Raw genomic sequence first — 20,017 nt, 5'->3', positions numbered from 1 at the left:
TGATATGTCCTCCAAACTGGTTTAATTACTTAGTTTCTCTGGGTGCAAGCACCATAAACATGCTGCGCCCTTCCATCTTAGCTCTTGATTCAATTTTAGCAATTTCCTCAAGCTCCGTTGCCATACGATTCATTACTTCACGCCCAATTTCCTTGTGTGTGATAGCACGTCCGCGGAAACGAATTGACACTTTAACTTTATTACCCTTGTTCAAGAACTTAATTGCATTGTTCTTTTTAGTATTAAAATCATTAATATCAATAGTTGGGCTAAGACGAATCTCTTTAACGTTGACAACTTTTTGGTTCTTTCGTTGTTCGCGTTGCTTTTTTTGCGCTTCGAATTTGAACTTTCCATAGTTCATAATCTTAGCTACTGGTGGCTTAGCATTGGCTTGTACCAATACCAAATCCAATTCAGCATCGTCAGCAAGGCGTTGTGCGTCTACTTTAGACATGACACCTTGGTCACCGTCATCCGTAATCAAACGAACTTCACGAGCACGAATGTGATCATTAATTAAATCTTTTTGTTGTTGTGGTTGGCGTGCGTTTGCTATGATCCTTACCTCCGAAAAAACTTGTGATAAAGTAAAAACGGCTTGCCGTTACACACGACAACCCGCCATTATCATCTTTAATAATAAAGTGATTGACCTGCTAAGTAATCTTAACTAGGTGAACAGCGGGTATGCCATTACTTTATTTCCTAACAAATACTTATTATACGCCAGACTAATCTAAAGTCAAGGCCTTATTCAAAATACCATTAATAAACTTACGTGACTTATCATCTGTAAAATCATGAGCTAATTGCAATGCTTCGTTAACAGCAATTTTAGCAGGTACTTCAGTAAACTTTGCCTCATAGATTGCTAAACGCATCAAAACAAGATCTGTTGTATTCAAACGTTCTAATGTCCAGCCCGTTGAGAGATAATCTGAGATGATTAAATCTAATTGATCTTGATGTGCAACAACCCCCGTCACAACCTGTGTTAAATCAGCTGGTATTTCTTGAGTCCACGCCACTTCCGGGTCACCAACTAATACTTGTGAGATAGTCGTTTCAACATCAGCTGTTGGATTTAGTGCCAAACCAAATAGTGATTGAAAGGCTGCCTGACGAATTTGGTGTCGATTTAGTTCGCTCATTTCTTAGTTCCTTCCGTATCTGATTCTTCACCAAATAAATTATTAACATCAATTGTGTTAGTTGTCTTTTGTGAAACAACACCTTGGACATGAACATTTACAAGGTTAACTTGTAGTTCTGTCATTGCTGCCACTTGGGATGTAATACGTTGTTGTATAGCATGTGATACCTTTGGCACACTCACACCGTAGTTAAGATATACATAGACATCAACATCTAATCCTGATTTAGTTTGTTGTAACTCAACACCTTTTCCGTGTACGCGTCGCCCAAATGCTTCTTGTGCACGCTCTGTTAATGAACCGCGTAGCCGAGAAACACCTTCAACTTCTTGTGCTGCCAACCCTGCGATAATTTCTAGTACGCGCATGCTAACCAATGTCTCGCCAGAGGCCTCATTTGAATATGTTAATACGATTGTCTCTTCTGCCATATGGAACTAACCTCCTAAATAAGTCGAAAGCGCCGGCCGGCTGCCGGTCGGCGCTTTCTTAATTAATATCGTTATTATACCTAACTTTCCTAGTAAAAACTAGGCACGTGACGTATATGATCCACCATTATCAGTATTAACAACTAACTTATCACCTTCATTGACGAAATCAGGTACAGTAATTACCAAGCCAGTCTCCAAAGTAGCAGGCTTACCACCACCATTAGCAGTAGCTCCCTTGATACCTGGTTGTGTTTCCGTAACTGTTAATTCAACAGTCTTTGGTAATTCAACATCCAAGATTTCACCTTCATAAGTTGTGATCTTAACAGTCATATTTTCTAGCAAAAACTTCAATGCATCTGAAATTTTATCTGCTGGAATAGAAACTTGATCGTAAGTCTCATTGTCCATAAATACGTGTTGATCGCCATCCGCATACAAATATTGCATGTCAGTTTGTTCAATACTTGCTGTTTCGAACTTATCACCAGGACGGAACGTTACTTCGTTTACCGCACCAGTACGCAAGTTCTTCAACTTTGAGCGCACAAAAGCTGCACCCTTACCTGGCTTAACGTGTTGGAATTCCAAAACGCGCCAGATTGATTGGTTATACAAAATTGTTAACCCTGTTTTCAAGTCATTCATACCAATAGTTGCCATGATTGAATTCTCCTAAATTTATGTCTTTCTGAATTATATTAGCAGGTTTTTAGAATAAAGACCAGCATTACATTAATTTTAGCACGATATTTGTAAATATTTTTTATATTTATCAAAAAAATCGAAACTAGCATTGTTTCGATTCTTTCATCAATTTTAAATTATAGACGAGCCTTTAGTGATTCTGTTAATTCTTCATAACCAGGCTTACCCAACAAGCCAAACATATTCCGCTTGTATGCTTCAACACCTGGCTGATTAAATGGATTAATACCATTTAAGTAACCTGAAATACCAACAGCTACTTCAAAGAAGTAAATCATTTGTCCTAAAGCAAATTCATTTTGCTTATCAATTTCAACAATCATATTTGGCACGCCACCGTCAACGTGAGCAAGTAACGTACCTTCTGAAGCAGTACGGTTAACATAGCTCATGTCTTTACCTTGTAGATATCCCAAACCATCATCTGCATCCATTGTTGGAATAACAACATCTGAAACTGGTTCTGTTACACGAACTAAAGTCTCAAATAAGTTACGACGACCGTCTTGAATATATTGACCAAAACTATGCAAATCAGTTGAGAAGTTTCCAGATGCTGGGAAAATACCTTTACCATCCTTACCTTCTGATTCACCTTGCAATTGCTTCCACCATTCACCAAATTGTGTCAACGTTGGATCGTAATTAATCAACAATTCAGTTGTGTATCCCTTACGATACAAAATATTACGATAAGCTGCATATTGGTAAGCAGGATTCTTAGTCAAATCTGCATCTGCATAAGTTTGTTCACCAGCTGCGGCACCGGCCATTAACTGATCAATATCTGCACCAGATACGGCGATTGGTAATAGACCTACTGCAGTTAAGACTGAGAAACGGCCACCAACGCCGTCAGGAACAACGAATTCTTCATAACCTTCAGCATCAGCTAATGTCTTCAAAGAACCACGGTGGGCATCCGTTGTTGCAAAGATGCGTTCACGAGCTCCCTCAACACCATACTTTTCTTCTAATAGTTGTTTGAACACACGGAACGCTACCGCTGGTTCTGTTGTTGTACCTGACTTTGAAATGATATTTACTGAAAAATCACGATCACCAATCAACTTAATTAAACTATTTAGGTATGCTGGTGCAATTGAGTTTCCTGCAAATAATACTTGTGGAAAATCACGTTCTTCATCACCATAATAGTTATTAAAGTAATCATTTAAGAAATCAATAGCTGCACGAGCCCCCAAGTAAGAACCACCAATACCAATAACAACTAGTACTTTTGAATTACCTTGGATCTTCTTAGCAGCTGCTTTAATACGTGCAAACTCATCTTTGTCGTATTCTGTTGGCAAATGTAGCCAGTCCGTAAACTCAGCTCCAACACCAGTACCCTTACGCAACAATTCATCTGCAGTATTTACCATTGGTTGCATCATTGACAATTCTTCTTCGCCAACAAATGCTGATAACTTTGAAGTATCAAATGATAGTGTGCTCATAATTAATTCCTTCTTCCTGTAAGTCCCATTTTTTAGCTTTACGGTATAGACCAATTATAACTTCTTGTTCCCTAAATTGAAAGTGTTTTCATGAATTTATTCACAACCATTTCAATTATGCTAAATTATTGAACTTATAGGTAGTACGGTATGTTTGTTTTTTATTAGCTGGCAATACAATGTCACCAAATCCTTCATGATTAATCGCATCACTCAAAGTTTGCGCTTCAAGCGCAATTGCATTATAAGGATGCGCATCAAACCATTCACGATCCCCCTCATGATAAGCCACTTCCGGATTAGCAATAAAGAATATAATCGCATTACGATCAGAATAAACTTCAATATTACGACCTGATTTTGGATCAGAAACAACTGCAGCTGGCTGACCTGCTACTTGATTAATTTCAAAGGCTTCATCAAATTTAACATCATAAGGTCCTTCTAGTTGCGCCAAATTATCACCAATTCGTGTGGGCTTTAGAAAATCATATGCCGTGTGGGCATTTTCAAAGAAATTTCCAGTTGGTGTTGTATCTTCATCACGTAACTCTAAACGGCGTTGTGAATTAATCTGCAAGTTCAAGTCACGAGCATCAGTATCAATTCCAGCTGGGTTAAAATAACCATGGCTTGTTGGATTATACAATGTTGTTTGGTCTGATTCAGCAGCAAAATCTAAAATAACTTCATCATTATCAGTTAGTGTATAAGTAATTGATGTCGGCATTGTCCCTGGAAAATTATCAATTGCTTCTGTCATAGTTGTTGTAAAAGTAACGGCATTATTTTCTTGGTCAATTGTAAAATCCCATGTACGATTTGAAAAACTATCTCTTCCACCATGCAAAGCATTTCCTAATTCATTATCCTTTAAATGGTATTGTTTACCCTCTAATGTGAATGTGGCCCCAGTAATACGGTTACCTACACGACCAATTGCATCACCTACTGAGTATAGTTGTTCCCATAACTTATCAGTTGTATGTAATCCTACCATCAAGTCATGACCGTCATTAGTCTTAAAGAATTGCCAAGTTGCCCCCCAAGTTGTAACACCGATTTGATGACCATTTTTATTTTCTAATACAATTTGTTGTGCTAAGTCACCATTTGGCATTTTCCCGATTTCATGAACTGATACTGTCATTTTTAATTTCCTCTTTCGTTCCCCTAAAGTGGTTTGTTTTTTCAATATAATTGTATTCTAACACATTATATTGTTTCTAATTGTACATAAATAAACCGTTTTCATAAATAATGTAACCTTAATGATTAACTTAATTTTTGTGGCAATATCACTTCAAAAGTAGTCCCAACATCAACTTTGGAAGTGACCTTAATTTCACCATTATTTGCCTTAATCAACTCACGGACAATTGACATTCCTAATCCTGATTCTCCTTTTATTGTGCGCGAAGGATCAGCTTTGTAATACCGTTGCCACATTCTGTCTATTTGATTAGCAGTCATGCCAATACCAGTATCCGTAACAAAAAGATGGGTTTTGCCTGCAACGTCTTTAGCTGAAACAGTTATAATACCATTTTTAGTAAATTGAATTGCATTCGCCAAAATATTAATCAAGATTCGTTCTACTTGGTCAACCGCGGCATACACATAAACATCTGGCTCACAAAGATTTTGAATTTCATTACCAAATTTATTTGCTTGTGGCCACATTTTTTCTATCAGTTCACCAATTAACAAGGTTACATTAAACGTCTCTGCTTGATTTTCTGCATTCCCTTGTCTCATACGCTCAAAAGAAAGGACTGATTTTACCAGCCTTGTTAAACGGTCCGCTTCTTCTTTAATTAAATCATAAGATCGCTGTTCGTTACCATCCATAACACCATATTGAAGGCCTTCTGCAAGGCCTGTAATTGTCGTCAGTGGTGTGCGCATTTCATGTGACACATTGGCTAACATGGTCGCTTCTTCATCTCTTTGTTCAACTATTTGTTGTTTCAAGGCCGCGATTTCATCTGCTTGTTGTACCGTTACTTTTTTTTGTCTCATAACCAATGTTATCGTTGTAATTAATAGGCCTATCACAATTACTAGCATCACAAAAAAAGCTATGTTAGCACTATTAATTAATGCCCAACTAGTTAATAAGAAAAGAAGTACGCTCAAAACCTTTAATATTATCTCAAGCCATCTATTTTTCATATTTATTCATGATCCTTTATCTATTTTCTTGGATTTTCTGGCAAAATAGAGTCATCAAACTTATAGCCAACACCCCATACTGTTTGAATAACTTGTGGCCCTACTTTTTCAATTTTTTGACGTAACTTTTTAACATGTGCATCAACCGTTCTTTCATCACCAAAATATTCATAATCCCAAACTAATTGTAGCAGTTGGTCACGTGAAAAAACTTGTCGTGGTTTTTGTGACAACACACGAAGTAAATCAAATTCTTTAGGTGTTAAGTCAGGTATCAACACATCATTTATATATGCTTCACGCGTGCGTGAATTTAATTTGAATGTCCGAGTTTTAATATCAAAATCGTCTGCAACATTATCATCTTGTCCGTTTGATTTCATCGTTGCTCGACGATGTAATGCTTTAATTCGCGCAATCAACGTAATCGGGCTAAATGGCTTTGTAACATAATCGTCTGCACCAACTTCAAATCCTAATACTTGGTCAGAATCAGAATCACGTGCTGTTAACATAATTAATGGCACCGTTTCTGTACTTTCTCTGATTTTAAGTGCAACCTGCATGCCGTCAATTTTTGGCAAATTCAAATCTAAAACAATGACATCCCAAGCTTGTTTATTATCATCAAATAATTTCAAAGCTTCTTCACCATCATAAGCATTAACCACATTCCATTGCTCTTTTTTGTAAAACATCCCCATCATTTCTGATACGGCAGTATTATCCTCTATCATTAATAAATTCATCTTATCACCCGACATTTCATTATTGTTTTATTTTATTTTTAAAAAAATCTTCACAATTATTATACAACGATGTGGCCTAAATTTTTTTATAGTGCTATCCCATCAACGCAACACTAAATACCAATCATTGTTACGATAAGGAGCCTATTAATAAAATGATTTCCTTTTAATGATAACCCTCATTTGACTAACACATGGTCACCACAAAGTGCATAATATCACAAAAACATTAATATACGACACCGTCATGATGGAAGTACATAAAAAAAGTAAGCCAACTCTTTTTAAAAGATGACTTACTTTTATAATTAATCTAATTTTGGTAAATCAATCTGCATTTTTGCAGGTTGTGTCTTTACTAATATTTTGCCTTCATGAACAGAATATAATATTTCAGCACGTTCATTTAAGGTGTTATACCAGTTATCCGCATTAAAAATCAAGAAATTAGCTGGCTTACCAACTTCAATACCATATTGATTTTCTACTTGCAGTGTACGTGCACCATGGTGAGTGATGAAACGATATGAATTCATCACTTCTGTATATCCCATCATTTGCGTAGCATGAAGCCCCATATGCAACACATCCATCATGTTACCATTGCCCATTGGATACCAAGGGTCTTTAATGTCATCTTCACCAAAAGCAACATTCAATCCTTCTTGATCTAATTCCTTAACACGTGTCAAACCACGTCGCTTCGGATACGTATCAAAACGACCACCCAAGTACATATTGATCAACGGATTGGCTACAAAATTAATATCAGCTAGCTTCAATAATCTCATTAACTTAGATACATAAGCATCATTATATGATCCCATTGCCGTTGTATGTGAAGCCGTTACACGTTCCTTTAAGCCAGTTTCTAACGCCAAGGTAGCTAATGTTTCTAATCCACGTGAAGCAGGATCATCAATTTCATCAGTGTGCGCATCAATCAATAAATCGTATTTTTGGGCCAAATCAAATACAAAACGTAATGATTCTACTGAATATTCACGTGTAAACTCAAAATGCGGAATGGCACCAATAGCGTCAACCCCCATCTGAGCTGCCTTAGTCATCAATTCTTTACCATTAGGAAATGATAAAATGCCATCCTGAGGAAAAGCAACGAGTTGCAACGTCATCCATGGTTTCACTTCTTCACGCACCTCTATCAATGCCTTTAGCGCTACCAAATTAGGATCAGTTACATCGACGTGTGAGCGGACAAACTGCAGCCCATGTGCAGCTTGAATTTTCAGTGCTTTGATCGCCCGCTGCTTAACATCTTCATGTGACAGTGTTTGCTTGCGTTCACCCCAAATACGAATCCCTTCAAACAAAGTCCCTTTTTCATTCCACTCTGGCTCACCGGCCGTCATCGTAGAATCTAGATGTACATGCGGATCTACAAATGGTGGCATCATCAATTTACCATTTGCCGCAATAACTTGCTCACCTTCATTTGCTTCTAAATAATCTGCAATTGCCGCAAATTTACCATCAATAATTCGTACATCTTGCCTCTTTGCTGCATTTTCAATCACAACTTGCTTAATTAGCATTGTCCCTATCCTCTTTATTTCTACTTACTACGATTTAGGATTTAATTTAAACCCATAGTATGAATGCCCTTTGAAAGTTTGTTTTGCTAGCTTACCCGTTGCAGTATACTGCTTGCCACGCTTTGTTTTAGATAAAAAGCTAACCTCACCACCAGACAATAATGTTTGAACCTCTACATCTGAAAATGTATGATCACTCCACGTTTTAGAAAATTGAATCGTCTGATTATTAAATATACCACTTACTTTTTCAGTTGTTTTTGCCTTACTAGTCGTTTTTTTTACTTTAGGTTTCCCTAGTATTGTTTCTAATTTTTGGGCATTTTCAACCATGATTGGCATATCATGCGCAACAACTTGCGTTAACGAATTCAATGCTTGTGGCATTGATATTTTAAATTCACCAACCTCGTTCATTATTTCAAATAATCGCTTCGTTATTTTGGGTGATGCAATCCATGTATTTTGTACCATAACAGCTGAAACATTACCCGTTTCAGTCAATGTTAGGCGCCCCTTCTTTTCTTGCATCATTGCTTTAACACCTTGACTCATTTGCGAGAGTGTTGAAACACGTGTTGCCCCAGTACCAACATTATGTTTTTCTAAAAATGCCATTAACCACTTTGTCGTTGGATAAGTTGGTTTTTTATTAACACCTTCAAAAATAAATGGTGTTGCCTGTGGGCCAACTTGGGTATTTGGCGTATGTGTATCCTCTTCATCTGCTTGCAGCGCTTTTTGTGCATCATACACAAGCTTATAATTAAGCGCAATCGGTATATTAAATGCCGTTTTAAAGGCTGGATATTGTGCTAATTGCGCTGTGACATGATCGTAAATATAATTTTCTGCCAACATCGCCAAATAATTTTTAGCTAATATTTCATAAATTGCTGCTGCACTTGGTCCATACTTAGATAAAGCGGCTAAATTAGCCGGTACTTTTGTTCCTGGTCGATTTGCACCATGCGATCCAGTCTCTTTTACATGTGTTGTACGCACTTGTCGATGTGTTAATAATTGTTTATCAACACCAACTACGTCAGCAATTTGATCAACTTTTGGTAATAGTTCAAAAAATTGCTCTGGTGTAACCGTTTTATCATCCGTTCTAGGATATGACACAATTTGTGCCTCATACATTTTTTGATAAGTTTGTAATACTTCTTTACTATCAAATCCTCTTGGCGCCAAAATTGCTGCTAAGCCTGCCAAATCAAGTAATTTATCAGGTGCTTGTTGCCGTTTTTCATGCTGTTCATTAGTGACATCAGCCGTAGCATAACGTTGTAGTTCTTGTTTTGCTTGTGCTTCATCATCATATCGCCACTCAGGTGACGTATTTTTAGGAGCCTGTCGTCGATAAATATGATTTGATGCATCTGTAAAGCAGACTTCATAATATGGCTTTTTGACATAATTTTTAATAGCCTGCATTTGTTCAAAAATTTTCCAAACAATAACTGATTTCAAGCGACCTTCACGTGCTACAACTTTGTATCCTGCTTTTTTTGCTGAAGTAGTGGCAATTCTCGTCAATTGCATTGAAGCAAAGTCCCAGCGACTACGTGTTTCTCCTTTTAAGTAGGCACCATGTTGCCACTTATCAGATACATCTGTTAAGTTCTCCATAGATTTTTGAATACTATTCGGTGCTTCATCCACAAAATTCGCACGTAACACGCGACCATGCCAACGAATAGCATCAATCACTTCCCATGCTAATAAATCACCTTCACCAGAAGGATCTGTATCAGTTGCGATTACTAGTGCATCATAGTTGTTTTTACTTTCTTGCTGTAGTTCTGTTAATTCTGTTTTAGTTGATTTTAAGCGTCCAGTCCGCGGCTGGCGTTGCTTTAAATAAGTTCTTTGCCAGTTCATCTCATCTAGTTGCCAAGGCAAATATTTCAAAGTCCACGACTTATACGCTGTTTGTTTCTCTTCACTAACCATTTCTTCAGGTTCTTTAAAACCCATCATATGACCATGCAAATTAACAATACGATAATCATTACCTGAAAATTGACCTGTTTGGCCACCTAATGCCTTAACAAAATTCTTCGCAGCAGATGGTTTTTCCGTCACAATTAAATATTTCATTTTTATAGTCCTCAAATATATTGTACGAAAAAAATCTATTATTTTACATATTTACCAAACACTTTTGTCAAAACATAATAGATAAGGCCAGAAAGAAGCATCGTCACAAAAGTAACACCAATGGTTTGACTAACCCAAAAGACTGATTTCAAACTGAAATATAACATGATACCAATCGCCCACGATGCAATGGCAAGCCAATTTACACCACCATGATACCAATACTTACCTGAAACCTTCGTTATCTCACTAATTTCATATTGTCCTTTACGAATAATATAATAATCTACTAAGAATACTGCTATTTCGGGTCCTAAGAACATACCAATATAATCCAAAAACACAGTAAAAGCATCTAAGAATGTTGCAAATAACAGTGGAATAAATGATACCAATGTTGCTATTAGCGTTACAATCCATAATGCTGGCGTTAGCTTTAACTTATGCCACATATTCGTCAATGCTGAACCAGCAGCCATTAGATTCACAGCATTAGCCGTTGTTGATGTAATCACTATAACTAATAGTGCAATAATACCTAATCCCAATTTAGAAGCTATTGTAGAAGGATCTGAATCATTAGGATCAAACGATTGATTCATAACCGCTGTACCAATAGTTGCTAACAAACCAATAAAAGCAAAACTAAATAAACCAACATTAGCACCCAAGAATGACCACCCGGTGCCCCCTGACTTCTTCTTAGCAAAACGTGAAAAGTCTGATGAGGCAGTTACCCAAGCCAAGTTAAAAGCTGCCAATATATCAACAGCTTCTCCTGATGAAATACGTACAGACTTAGGTGGTTGCCACTCAAAAATTTGATCTAAAGAAACATGTTGAAAAACAACAATTGCTTCCCAAATCACAAAAACGATAACCAATAAAATTCCTACACGTTCAATCATACGGACTGATTTTTCGCCTAATGAAATTGATGCTAAATGCAGTAATGACATGATAACAATTCCAACAACTAACCCAGTCTTGCCGCCATCAGCGTATGATGTCCAATTAAATAAATCTTTAAAAATAACAGATATAGAAATAGCTGCAATAAAGGTATTTGCTGCTGCCCAACCAATGAATTGAACCAGATTAATAATCGACGGTCCAAACGATCCTTTCAATCCAAAAGAGGCGCGTGTTAGGGTCATCATTGGTAATCCTGTTTTGTAACCCATATATGATGCTAACGCTAAAAATATGTATGACATTATCCCTGTCGCAATTAATGTCGTTGAAGCTGTATACATACCTGCTGCCGCAATTACCCCACCGATATACCAAGTTCCATTGTTTGCATTAGCCCCAATCCACGTTGCAAACATATCCCAATTCGACATCGTCCGCTGATTTTTGCCAATAGCTTGAATTTGACCAAACTCTTTTGCCACTTTTTTTCTCCTTGTATTAATTAAAAAAAATCGCACCATAACAATGGCGCGATTAAGTATACTTATCTCTTTTTACGCGCTCCTTAGCCAGCTCTCGTCTGACAATTAAAAAAGCAATATTTTGTTGTATAAAACTATACCCGTTTCTAAAAACTAAGTCAATTACGATTTTTGTATCGGCCAGTTAGTAACTGCTAATTGGATATCATGCTCTGCTAAAATACGCATGACTGCCATGTTTACATCTGCTCGTTCACTTGCAAAATCAGTATCAGCTGCCATTTTCAGCATAACACTAACATCAAATTCATATCCCTCAGGTAGCACTTGACTAATCGATGCTGACGCCGAGTCTTCGACAAAATGATCATTTTGTGCTAATTTTGCCATCGTATCCTCTGATGCTGCAATAATTTCTTTAGTTGTAGTATCTAAAGCTAAATAAAATGTTAACCCTATTTTTCTAGTAACAACTCGTGACCAATTTGTAATCGGCTCATTTGATAATGTTGCATTAGGAACAATTACTAGCGCGCCATCTAAAGTTCGAATTAATGTTGACCGGAAAGTGATGTCTTCTGCAACCCCAGCTACTGAAGGTGATTCGATATTATCACCAATTTGAAACGGCTTCTCAGTGATAATAATGATACCACCCAATAGGTTTTTAATTGGATCTTGAGCTGCCATTGAAACAGCTAATCCTGCTAATCCTAATCCTGCAAAAACACCATTAACATTAATGCCCCAGTCAGATAAAATCATCGTCACAGTCAAAGCCATCACAATAAATTGTAATGTTCGTTTTAAAAACGGCATCACAATAGAATCAACTTCAATATGAACTTTCGTACCAAAATACCTAAGTAAATCGGCTAATGATGCCATTAAAGTATAAATACCATAACCAACACTAAAAATTAAAACTGATTTATTAATATCATTAGCGTAATGCAAAATAGGTCGTGGCGCATGCGCAACATGTAGAGCCCAGACAATTCCAGCAAATAAAATTGCAATCTTCACAGGTCGTTCAAATGCTTTTAAAATATCTCGCCAAATTGAGAACCGTTTTGATACACGTTTTTCAATTTGTCCAAATAACGGGGTAACAACCCCTTTCGTTATAATAATCGTTATAATTAGAATTATTAAAGCGAGCCCAATAGCCTGCCAATCAAAACTATTGATTAACCATCTTTGCAAAATATTCATGTACAACTCCCTTCAATAGTATATACACCATATGATACCTAATTTTAGGCTACCATGCACCCCTTATAGTAAAAAAGACACTTCAAGCGAAGTGCCTTTCGAAATTAGTATGAATCACCGTTCACAATTGAATTTTTAACAATGACATAATCCACGTACCGCAAATCAGCCAATTGACGACCACCTGCATATGAAATTGATGATTGTAAATCTTGTTCCATCTCGACAAGTGTATCTTTGATAGCACCACGATATGGTACTAACAACTTCTTACCTTCAACATTTTTGTATTCACCCTTTTGAAATTGAGAAGCTGAACCAAAATATGTCTTATACTTTGCTCCATCTACTTCTACAATATCTCCTGGCGTTTCAGAATGCCCAGCAAATAATGAACCAATCATTACCATTGTTGCTCCAAAGCGTACTGACTTAGCTATATCACCATTATAGCGAATACCACCATCTGCAATAATTGGCTTCTTAGCAGCCTTCGCGCACAAACGAAGGGCTGCCAATTGCCAACCACCAGTTCCAAAACCAGTCTTTAATTTAGTAATGCAGGCTTTCCCAGGCCCAACCCCAACCTTAGTTGCATCAGCACCAGCATTTTCCAAATCACGGACTGCCTCAGGAGTTGCAACATTACCAGCAATGACAAAAGATTCTGGCAACGCCTTTTTAATGTACTTAATCATTTCAATCACTGAATCAGCATGACCATGTGCAATATCAATCGTAATATACTCAGGAGTTAAATCTGCAGCTTTTAATTGATCAATAAATTCATATTCTTCTTGCTTAACCCCAACAGAAATTGATGCAATTTGGCCTGCTTCATGAAACTTCTGCACAAAATCCAAACGTGTTTCTGGATTAAATCGGTGCATGACATAAAAATAACCATCTTTTGCTAACTTCATAGCCAATTCATCATCAATAACTGTCTGCATATTTGCAGGAACTACAGGTATTTTAAATGTATGATTACCTAGCGTTACCGAAGCATCTGCTTCTGAACGACTATCAATAATACATTTATTGGGGATTAATTGAATATCTTCATAATCAAAAACAGTTGTAATTTCCATATTAATAAACTCCTAAAATAAACGTTCGCTTTTTTATTGTTTTAATTTAATCTTAACCACCAAAAACAAATTATACACGAACTAAATACAATAAACAACTTTTTTATAAACTAAAAATGCGAATGTTATTGTCACTTCGTTATAAACTTTCTAGTTGTTAAACAACTAAATATTTGCTATAATTAATTGTTTAACGGGGTCGTTACGGAATCGACTGGCATTGTTTGGGCCGGTACTGCGTTTAGGGGTTGTGGCCCTATAATCCACTCAGTAGAATTAACTGCAAAAAATTCAAACAATAATTACGCATTAGCTGCCTAAAAACCAGCTAGCGTTGCTTATAGTTGTATTAGTTGTGTGCTACTATAAGTCTAAAAATGAACAACCTGCGCTAAATTCTCTCCGTCTGGGGCAATTTAGAAGAGGATAATCAGACTAACTAATTCGATCGCTTAGCAAAACAGCGTGCGATTAGCGAATTTTAAATTGTTTTGCTATGAACGTAGATGTATCGGTTGCAAGATGTTAGGACAGGGGTTCAACTCCCCTCGGCTCCATTTTATAGGCACTATAAACGTTGATATAAAGGTATTTGTGTTGATGTTAGTGCCAAATTAGTGGCAAATTTATTTTAAGTTTTTTTATTTTAAGGCCTGTTAAGCACGTTACTTAACAGGTCTTTTATTTACTGCTAAAATTTAATTGGTATTACATGTTTTGGCTACGTTACCTGAAATAAATGTACAAAAAATTCCCACCAGTCGTGATTGACGAGTGGGAATGAACTCGAGCTTAAATACGATATAACTACACTTACTTCCATTATAATAATTAGATAGTGAATCCGAGTTAGCTGCTATGAAGCTACGGCAAGTACCAATGTAAAAATAGTTTCTAACCTTCTTCTTACTACTTAGTACACGAGCGGTTACACTATTGTTTATCTTTGGTTTGTCCGTGAAAAGTTTAAAATGTATTGCCCAATTTAAAATCAGCGTTTTTTTCCAAGTTATCTCCTCATATCACTATCATGAAATATTTCATTTTACTTAAAAAGCTAATTGAAATAACCTTCTTCTACTTTTTCTCAACAATTCTGGCTGGATTACCAACTGCTGTTGTTTTATCAGGAACGTCAACTAAGACAACAGATCCAGCTCCAATTTTACTGAAAGCGCCCACGCTGATATGACCTAATATCTGAGCGTTAGCGCCAATAAAAGCCCCCTGTTTAATGTGAGGATGCCGTGCATCCGTAATTGATTTTCTAGCACCAAGCGTAACACCATGTAAAATGGTAACGTCATCTTCAATAATTGCGGTTGCTCCAATAACAACCCCAACCCCATGATCAATAAACAACCGCTTACCAATTCTAGCTTGGGGTGAAATGGTTATTCCTGTGGTATGGGTCGCATGCTGACTGAGTAAATTGGCTATTATAAAGAATCGCCTTAATACTAAAAAGTGCGCGATTCGATACCAAAATAAAGCCCTAATCCCTGGATAAGTTATCACTACTTCTAAAAGACTGTGAGCTGCAGGATCACGATTTAAAATTGAACGCGCTGTTTGAAACATGATTCTCCCTTTTCCTAAGAATTAATTCTATTTTCTAAGCTAACCAGTAGGTTCCTTTTTCCTTTTACGCTAACTAATATCTGCTTCTTTTGCTTTTTAATTTCCGTTTTAGCATCAGCATTCATTTTTTCAAAAGCGCCCCAAATTTGGACACCTAAACGAGCATAACTGTCTTAACTGACTCCACCACATAATAATTTTGTGCCAAATTTCATGATTATCCCCTACCTATTTGTGTTTTATGATTCATAAATATGTTCGCTCATATACCGTTCGCTGCTGTCCGGAAAAATAGTAACGATATGGCTATTATCGGGTAAACTTTCAGCAATTCTTAAACTAGCTGCCAGCGCTGCACCACTTGAACTGCCAATGAATAATCCTTGCGAAGCTGCCATTTCTTTAACTTGTTTAAATGCATCGGCATCTGAGATGGTTAAGATTTCATCTATGGGAACTTCTTTAAAAAATGGCGGAATAAATTCAACACCAATTCCTTCGGTTCGATGAGAATGCGCTGGTCCACCATTTAAAATAGACCCTTCTGGTTCAACAACAACTGTTTTGGTATGAGGATTTTGTTCTGTCAGGTATTTAGCAATGCCTGCAAATGTGCCGCCACTACCTGCTCCAGCAACAAAAGCATCAATCGGATGATCAATGTCGTTAAGTAATTCCGGTGCCAATGTATGATAGTAAGTTGCTGGATTAGCCGGGTTCTGAAATTGCATTGGGACGAAGCTATTAGGAATCTCAGACGCAAGTTGCTCAGCTTTTTCGATGGCACCACGAATTCCCTGATCACTGGGTGTGTTGATGAGGGTAGCACCTAATGCCTTCATAAGAATTTGTTTTTCACAGCTAAATTTTTCTGGTACAACTAAAATGGTCGGTAGTTGATAACTCTGCGCAGCTAAAGCAACACCAATACCTGTATTACCTGCAGTGGGTTCAATAATCGTTGTATCCTTGGTAATTTGGTGTTGATTAATGGCATCTTGAATAAGATATTGTCCCAAGCGGTCCTTGATACTTCCACCAGGGTTAAACATTTCCAGTTTTGCATAAATGTGACTGTGACGTGGCACATTAATGTGTAAATCAATAAGCGGCGTATGACCGATAAGTTCTGAAACAGCTTTTATTAACATAATATTATCCTTCTTAAACATCATTTAGATAGAAAAAGGGTGCGAAAACTCAAATGAATTTTCGCACCCTTTGTTTAGTTCATGCCTTTAACAGACATTGCATTTTTAAGGTCATTATTCCTCAAAAAATATCAACGCTAAAAGGCCAAACATCGCCAAAAGTGCGATGTTTGACAGCAGTTATTAATCACGTTAAACATTGATTGAATCATAATGAACCCTCCGAACTGATTTGTTCAAACTATACTGAATAACAGTAACTTTGTCAAATAAACTTTCGCATGCCCGCACCAAATTTTATCATTAAAATCAGAATGAGTGCCTAAAAATAGTTACAACAAAATTAATGGCTGATGCATATTAAAAGCTCGTGAATCTGGCAAAACTACCAGATTCACGAGCTATATTTTATATTAACTTATATCGCAAACTACTACTTCACACGTTCGTCATCAGATACCATGTTAGCAGTTGAAGACTTTACACTCTCAACACCATTAGATGTTTTTTCCTTGACAACACTACCTGCGTCAGTGACACGATCTTGTAGTGTTGTTTGTGAATTCTCAAATTCCTTTGTTGTTTGAATATCAACAACTTCAACATTCAGTTCTACTAATGCCAAGCTTGTTGTATCTTTAACTTGCTTAGTAATTGCTTGGACCAATGCATTGTATACATCATGTGCATTATGTCCGTATGCCATAACAATGTTTAAATCAACAGCAACTTGTTCTTTACCAACTTCAACATCAATACCATCAGTTGGGTTGTCACTATTAACAATCTTATTTTTGATATTTGTTACAAAACCACCGTCAACGCCTAATAGACCAGGTACTTTTTCAATTGCATTACCGACAATTTTTTGAATAACTTTGTCGTCAAATGTTAGTTCACCTTTTGTTGCAACTGCTGCTTCATTCTTCTTTTCAATAGCCATTTTAAATTCCCCTCTTATCTATAAATGTATGATGTACTTATTATTTTCTTGTAAATATTTTAGTAATAACTGATAAATCTATATTATATCTACCAAATAAAGCACCAATTCCTGCTGCTAATAAAGTAATGATTATGATTAATATCGTTTTCCAAAAACCAACAGTCACTAACAAAGTTGATAGAACGAAACCGATAAGACCACTAATCAATATATTTATTGATTTTCTGTCCAACATTTAATTCACCTTCCTTATTAAATAACTCGCGCTGTTTTACGCTTTGAATTTGATTTTTGATTTACTTTAATATCAACTTTAACTGGTTGCTTACCTTCGCCAGCAAGTAACTCTTCAATGCTATCACGTAATTCGTTTGAAATCCGTGGTAATTCTTTAATAGTCGCTTGCTTATATGCTGCATCAGCAACAACATAGAATTTATGTTGTCGCTTTGTATTTTTCACCTTAATTTTGATATTTGATAAATCTTCACCGGAAAGTTTTAGCTTAATAAACTGACTGATACCATAGTTACTTAGTGCTAAACGACCACTTTTATTCTTCTGTAGCGGCACATCCTTTAACTGTTTTGGCCAAACTAAGACAACAATCAAGATAACTGCTGTAATAGCTAACAAAACTAACCCATAATAGTAAATAAATGTACTAGCTGACAAAGTAACATTCAGCCCAATCTCTTTGAGTAATCTGACTGATTCTGTATAAATATTAGGCCAAATCATCAAACTAATTCCGAGCAAATATCCAAGAGTAAAAATCACTAATAGACTTCTTTTACTTTTTTGCATATCACGCCTCTAGACTTAATTTATGTTTACTCGTCGAAATAATTAACCGTGCAACTTATCCTCTAATTTATCACCGACTGCGTCAATTCCCTTTGCTGTAAAAATTGTTCCCAAAATCGTAATACCACTCACAAGTAGCATTAAAGATAGGGCTACCTTAAAAATCTTACCAATCATCTATTTCCCCCGTTTCTTACGTGCCATATAACTATTAAAACCTTTTACGATTACGATACTGCTTAATCACTCCATACAAGCGCGACAACAACTGTAATGCGGTCATAACTAGAGAAATTTTCTCCAATAAGCCAAGTCTGCCATCTTTTCTTTTCATAAGTGCTCCTCAATCTATTGACAAAACAAATAATGGCAACTGCCTCACCCCTAATTACAAAGCCATATTAACATGCAAAAATACGATTATCAATTAATTTGCTCAAAAAAATAATATTTAATACGTTTTACTGTTATGCTATATAATGCTTTTTAAATTTAAAAGCATTAAATTAATTTATCTCATCCGCATACAAACAAAAAATGCCAATATATTAGTCATTTCGCTAATATACTGGCATTTTCATCGATTAATTTTTTAAAATATAGTACTCAAAATATATATAATGATTAAATGGATTGGATAGAAATAATAAAATAAATTCTTCTGCCATTTTTGACCACTACCACCACGTTGTCCATTGTATAAATAAATAAACGGTAATACCGTAATCATCATATATTCATCATCAAACGTCAATGTTTGATACAAGGTTCCCACATCAACTTGCCCAAAGTAACTCATCAATGCATGCACGAACAAGAGTAATGAAAAAGTCATTACACCGACACTAATTCTTTTGAAATTTCCTCGGCACAGATAAAAAATTAGGCCCATCACTAACTCATATGGACCACCTTCGCTAATGAGAATAAATGAGATTATCACTATCAAAGCTATGATTAACATAAAATAGTTTGTAACGTGTAATCGATTAACGATTATCGTATCTAATATCCAAATCCACAACAACACCAGTGCTAATGTCATAAAAATATTTTGGCCTTGAAAAAGATAAAAGATGTCAAATTGTTTCGTATATGGATTAGTCGTATTATGCGTCAAAATATTGCGCAATAAATTAATACCATACATTAATACACCACCAATAAATAGACGCCAGAAGTACTTTTGACGACTATGTGTATAGTAGAATCCTTCAATAATAAAGAATATAAATAAAGGTGCAACAAAGCGTCCTAAGAGCGATACCCATAATGGTAAATGTAAGACACCGCCCAAATAAATATTAATGTGATCGATTACCATGAAAATAATGCCAATTATTTTCAAAGCAAACCCTGATAATCCTTTTTTATTTGTAGCGCCATACTATATATACAATCTCCTTTAACCTATTTGATTATATATAATACTATATTTCGTATATATTGGTCAAATTAACAATACTTAAATAAGACAATATACA

General features: G+C 36.1%; 20 protein-coding genes and 1 other RNA gene. 1 reads left to right on the top strand and 20 read right to left on the bottom strand.

The annotated features are described in order from the left end of the window. Positions 1 to 25: 25 nt before the first annotated feature. From infC to FFM55_RS07415, 13 genes are all read right to left on the bottom strand, one after another. On the bottom strand, positions 26 to 559 hold the full coding sequence (infC, locus tag FFM55_RS07475) for a translation initiation factor IF-3 (RefSeq protein WP_042493684.1): 534 nt from the start codon (positions 557 to 559) through the stop codon (positions 26 to 28). 175 nt (positions 560 to 734) lie between these two features. Continuing rightward, positions 735 to 1,154 carry a transcription antitermination factor NusB gene (nusB, locus tag FFM55_RS07470; protein ID WP_042493683.1) on the bottom strand — a complete coding sequence of 140 codons (420 nt, stop codon included), beginning with the start codon at positions 1,152 to 1,154 and terminating at the stop codon, positions 735 to 737. Continuing rightward, entirely contained in the window at positions 1,151 to 1,588 is a 438-nt protein-coding gene (locus FFM55_RS07465; RefSeq protein ID WP_042493682.1) for an Asp23/Gls24 family envelope stress response protein, read from the bottom strand. Before FFM55_RS07465 ends, nusB begins: the two co-directional genes overlap by 4 nt. Positions 1,589 to 1,687: 99 nt before the next feature. Beyond that, positions 1,688 to 2,254, bottom strand: a complete 567-nt coding sequence (efp, locus tag FFM55_RS07460; protein WP_042493680.1) for an elongation factor P — start codon at positions 2,252 to 2,254, stop codon at positions 1,688 to 1,690. A gap of 161 nt (positions 2,255 to 2,415) precedes the next feature. Continuing rightward, positions 2,416 to 3,759 carry a glucose-6-phosphate isomerase gene (locus FFM55_RS07455; protein ID WP_042493679.1) on the bottom strand — a complete coding sequence of 448 codons (1,344 nt, stop codon included), beginning with the start codon at positions 3,757 to 3,759 and terminating at the stop codon, positions 2,416 to 2,418. A 115-nt stretch (positions 3,760 to 3,874) separates the two neighbouring features. After that, a complete protein-coding gene (locus FFM55_RS07450) occupies positions 3,875 to 4,909 on the bottom strand; it encodes an aldose epimerase family protein (RefSeq protein WP_042493678.1) in 1,035 nt (344 codons plus the stop codon). Positions 4,910 to 5,034: 125 nt separating this feature from the next. Then, positions 5,035 to 5,781: a sensor histidine kinase gene (locus FFM55_RS07445; protein ID WP_165207015.1), complete on the bottom strand. Its 747-nt coding sequence runs from the start codon at positions 5,779 to 5,781 to the stop codon at positions 5,035 to 5,037. 173 nt (positions 5,782 to 5,954) lie between these two features. Beyond that, positions 5,955 to 6,683 (bottom strand): response regulator transcription factor, encoded by a 729-nt coding sequence (locus FFM55_RS07440; protein ID WP_042493777.1) that lies wholly within the window; start codon positions 6,681 to 6,683, stop codon positions 5,955 to 5,957. 308 nt (positions 6,684 to 6,991) lie between these two features. Then, positions 6,992 to 8,239, bottom strand: a complete 1,248-nt coding sequence (gene codA / locus FFM55_RS07435; protein WP_042493677.1) for a cytosine deaminase — start codon at positions 8,237 to 8,239, stop codon at positions 6,992 to 6,994. A gap of 27 nt (positions 8,240 to 8,266) precedes the next feature. Next, positions 8,267 to 10,345 (bottom strand): DNA topoisomerase, encoded by a 2,079-nt coding sequence (locus FFM55_RS07430; protein WP_137600799.1) that lies wholly within the window; start codon positions 10,343 to 10,345, stop codon positions 8,267 to 8,269. Positions 10,346 to 10,383: 38 nt separating this feature from the next. Continuing rightward, a complete protein-coding gene (locus FFM55_RS07425; RefSeq protein WP_042493675.1) occupies positions 10,384 to 11,781 on the bottom strand; it encodes a cytosine permease in 1,398 nt (465 codons plus the stop codon). Between the two features lie 123 nt (positions 11,782 to 11,904). Then, positions 11,905 to 12,957 (bottom strand): mechanosensitive ion channel family protein, encoded by a 1,053-nt coding sequence (locus FFM55_RS07420; protein WP_137600798.1) that lies wholly within the window; start codon positions 12,955 to 12,957, stop codon positions 11,905 to 11,907. Between the two features lie 104 nt (positions 12,958 to 13,061). After that, positions 13,062 to 14,048, bottom strand: a complete 987-nt coding sequence (locus FFM55_RS07415) for a GMP reductase (RefSeq protein WP_042493672.1) — start codon at positions 14,046 to 14,048, stop codon at positions 13,062 to 13,064. Positions 14,049 to 14,243: 195 nt separating this feature from the next. Here FFM55_RS07415 and ssrA point away from each other — a divergent pair. Next, positions 14,244 to 14,608: a transfer-messenger RNA gene (gene ssrA, locus FFM55_RS07410) on the top strand. Between the two features lie 517 nt (positions 14,609 to 15,125). Here the strand turns inward: ssrA and epsC are convergent. The 7 genes from epsC to FFM55_RS07380 all read right to left on the bottom strand — a co-directional run bounded on the left by epsC (position 15,126) and on the right by FFM55_RS07380 (position 19,881). Next, positions 15,126 to 15,629, bottom strand: a complete 504-nt coding sequence (gene epsC, locus FFM55_RS07405) for a serine O-acetyltransferase EpsC (RefSeq protein ID WP_042493655.1) — start codon at positions 15,627 to 15,629, stop codon at positions 15,126 to 15,128. A gap of 239 nt (positions 15,630 to 15,868) precedes the next feature. Next, on the bottom strand, positions 15,869 to 16,780 hold the full coding sequence (locus FFM55_RS07400; RefSeq protein WP_042493652.1) for a PLP-dependent cysteine synthase family protein: 912 nt from the start codon (positions 16,778 to 16,780) through the stop codon (positions 15,869 to 15,871). A gap of 433 nt (positions 16,781 to 17,213) precedes the next feature. Further along, positions 17,214 to 17,723 (bottom strand): Asp23/Gls24 family envelope stress response protein, encoded by a 510-nt coding sequence (locus FFM55_RS07395; protein ID WP_137600797.1) that lies wholly within the window; start codon positions 17,721 to 17,723, stop codon positions 17,214 to 17,216. A 40-nt stretch (positions 17,724 to 17,763) separates the two neighbouring features. After that, positions 17,764 to 17,961, bottom strand: a complete 198-nt coding sequence (locus FFM55_RS07390; protein WP_042493649.1) for a DUF2273 domain-containing protein — start codon at positions 17,959 to 17,961, stop codon at positions 17,764 to 17,766. A gap of 17 nt (positions 17,962 to 17,978) precedes the next feature. Next, a complete protein-coding gene (gene amaP, locus FFM55_RS07385; protein WP_042493646.1) occupies positions 17,979 to 18,533 on the bottom strand; it encodes an alkaline shock response membrane anchor protein AmaP in 555 nt (184 codons plus the stop codon). A gap of 42 nt (positions 18,534 to 18,575) precedes the next feature. Beyond that, positions 18,576 to 18,710, bottom strand: a complete 135-nt coding sequence (locus tag FFM55_RS10070; RefSeq protein ID WP_255313610.1) for a hypothetical protein — start codon at positions 18,708 to 18,710, stop codon at positions 18,576 to 18,578. A 415-nt stretch (positions 18,711 to 19,125) separates the two neighbouring features. Next, positions 19,126 to 19,881 (bottom strand): TraX family protein, encoded by a 756-nt coding sequence (locus tag FFM55_RS07380; RefSeq protein WP_240006015.1) that lies wholly within the window; start codon positions 19,879 to 19,881, stop codon positions 19,126 to 19,128. Positions 19,882 to 20,017 lie beyond the last annotated feature (136 nt).

The sequence above is a fragment of the Weissella sagaensis genome, from assembly GCF_005405285.1.
In the GTDB taxonomy this organism is placed as follows: domain Bacteria; phylum Bacillota; class Bacilli; order Lactobacillales; family Lactobacillaceae; genus Weissella; species Weissella sagaensis.
This window is presented reverse-complemented; position numbering and strand designations above follow the sequence as displayed.

Coding starts and splice junctions, on each gene's coding strand:
- nusB (WP_042493683.1), bottom strand. CDS start 1,154: ATGAGCGAACTAAATCGACACCAAATTCGTCAGGCAGCCTTTCAATCA.
- FFM55_RS07465 (WP_042493682.1), bottom strand. CDS start 1,588: ATGGCAGAAGAGACAATCGTATTAACATATTCAAATGAGGCCTCTGGC.
- efp (WP_042493680.1), bottom strand. CDS start 2,254: ATGGCAACTATTGGTATGAATGACTTGAAAACAGGGTTAACAATTTTG.
- FFM55_RS07455 (WP_042493679.1), bottom strand. CDS start 3,759: ATGAGCACACTATCATTTGATACTTCAAAGTTATCAGCATTTGTTGGC.
- FFM55_RS07450 (WP_042493678.1), bottom strand. CDS start 4,909: ATGACAGTATCAGTTCATGAAATCGGGAAAATGCCAAATGGTGACTTA.
- FFM55_RS07445 (WP_165207015.1), bottom strand. CDS start 5,781: ATGAGACAAAAAAAAGTAACGGTACAACAAGCAGATGAAATCGCGGCC.
- FFM55_RS07440 (WP_042493777.1), bottom strand. CDS start 6,683: ATGAATTTATTAATGATAGAGGATAATACTGCCGTATCAGAAATGATG.
- codA (WP_042493677.1), bottom strand. CDS start 8,239: ATGCTAATTAAGCAAGTTGTGATTGAAAATGCAGCAAAGAGGCAAGAT.
- FFM55_RS07430 (WP_137600799.1), bottom strand. CDS start 10,345: ATGAAATATTTAATTGTGACGGAAAAACCATCTGCTGCGAAGAATTTT.
- FFM55_RS07425 (WP_042493675.1), bottom strand. CDS start 11,781: ATGGTGCGATTTTTTTTAATTAATACAAGGAGAAAAAAAGTGGCAAAA.
- FFM55_RS07420 (WP_137600798.1), bottom strand. CDS start 12,957: ATGAATATTTTGCAAAGATGGTTAATCAATAGTTTTGATTGGCAGGCT.
- FFM55_RS07415 (WP_042493672.1), bottom strand. CDS start 14,048: ATGGAAATTACAACTGTTTTTGATTATGAAGATATTCAATTAATCCCC.
- epsC (WP_042493655.1), bottom strand. CDS start 15,629: ATGTTTCAAACAGCGCGTTCAATTTTAAATCGTGATCCTGCAGCTCAC.
- FFM55_RS07400 (WP_042493652.1), bottom strand. CDS start 16,780: ATGTTAATAAAAGCTGTTTCAGAACTTATCGGTCATACGCCGCTTATT.
- FFM55_RS07395 (WP_137600797.1), bottom strand. CDS start 17,723: ATGGCTATTGAAAAGAAGAATGAAGCAGCAGTTGCAACAAAAGGTGAA.
- FFM55_RS07390 (WP_042493649.1), bottom strand. CDS start 17,961: ATGTTGGACAGAAAATCAATAAATATATTGATTAGTGGTCTTATCGGT.
- amaP (WP_042493646.1), bottom strand. CDS start 18,533: ATGCAAAAAAGTAAAAGAAGTCTATTAGTGATTTTTACTCTTGGATAT.
- FFM55_RS10070 (WP_255313610.1), bottom strand. CDS start 18,710: ATGATTGGTAAGATTTTTAAGGTAGCCCTATCTTTAATGCTACTTGTG.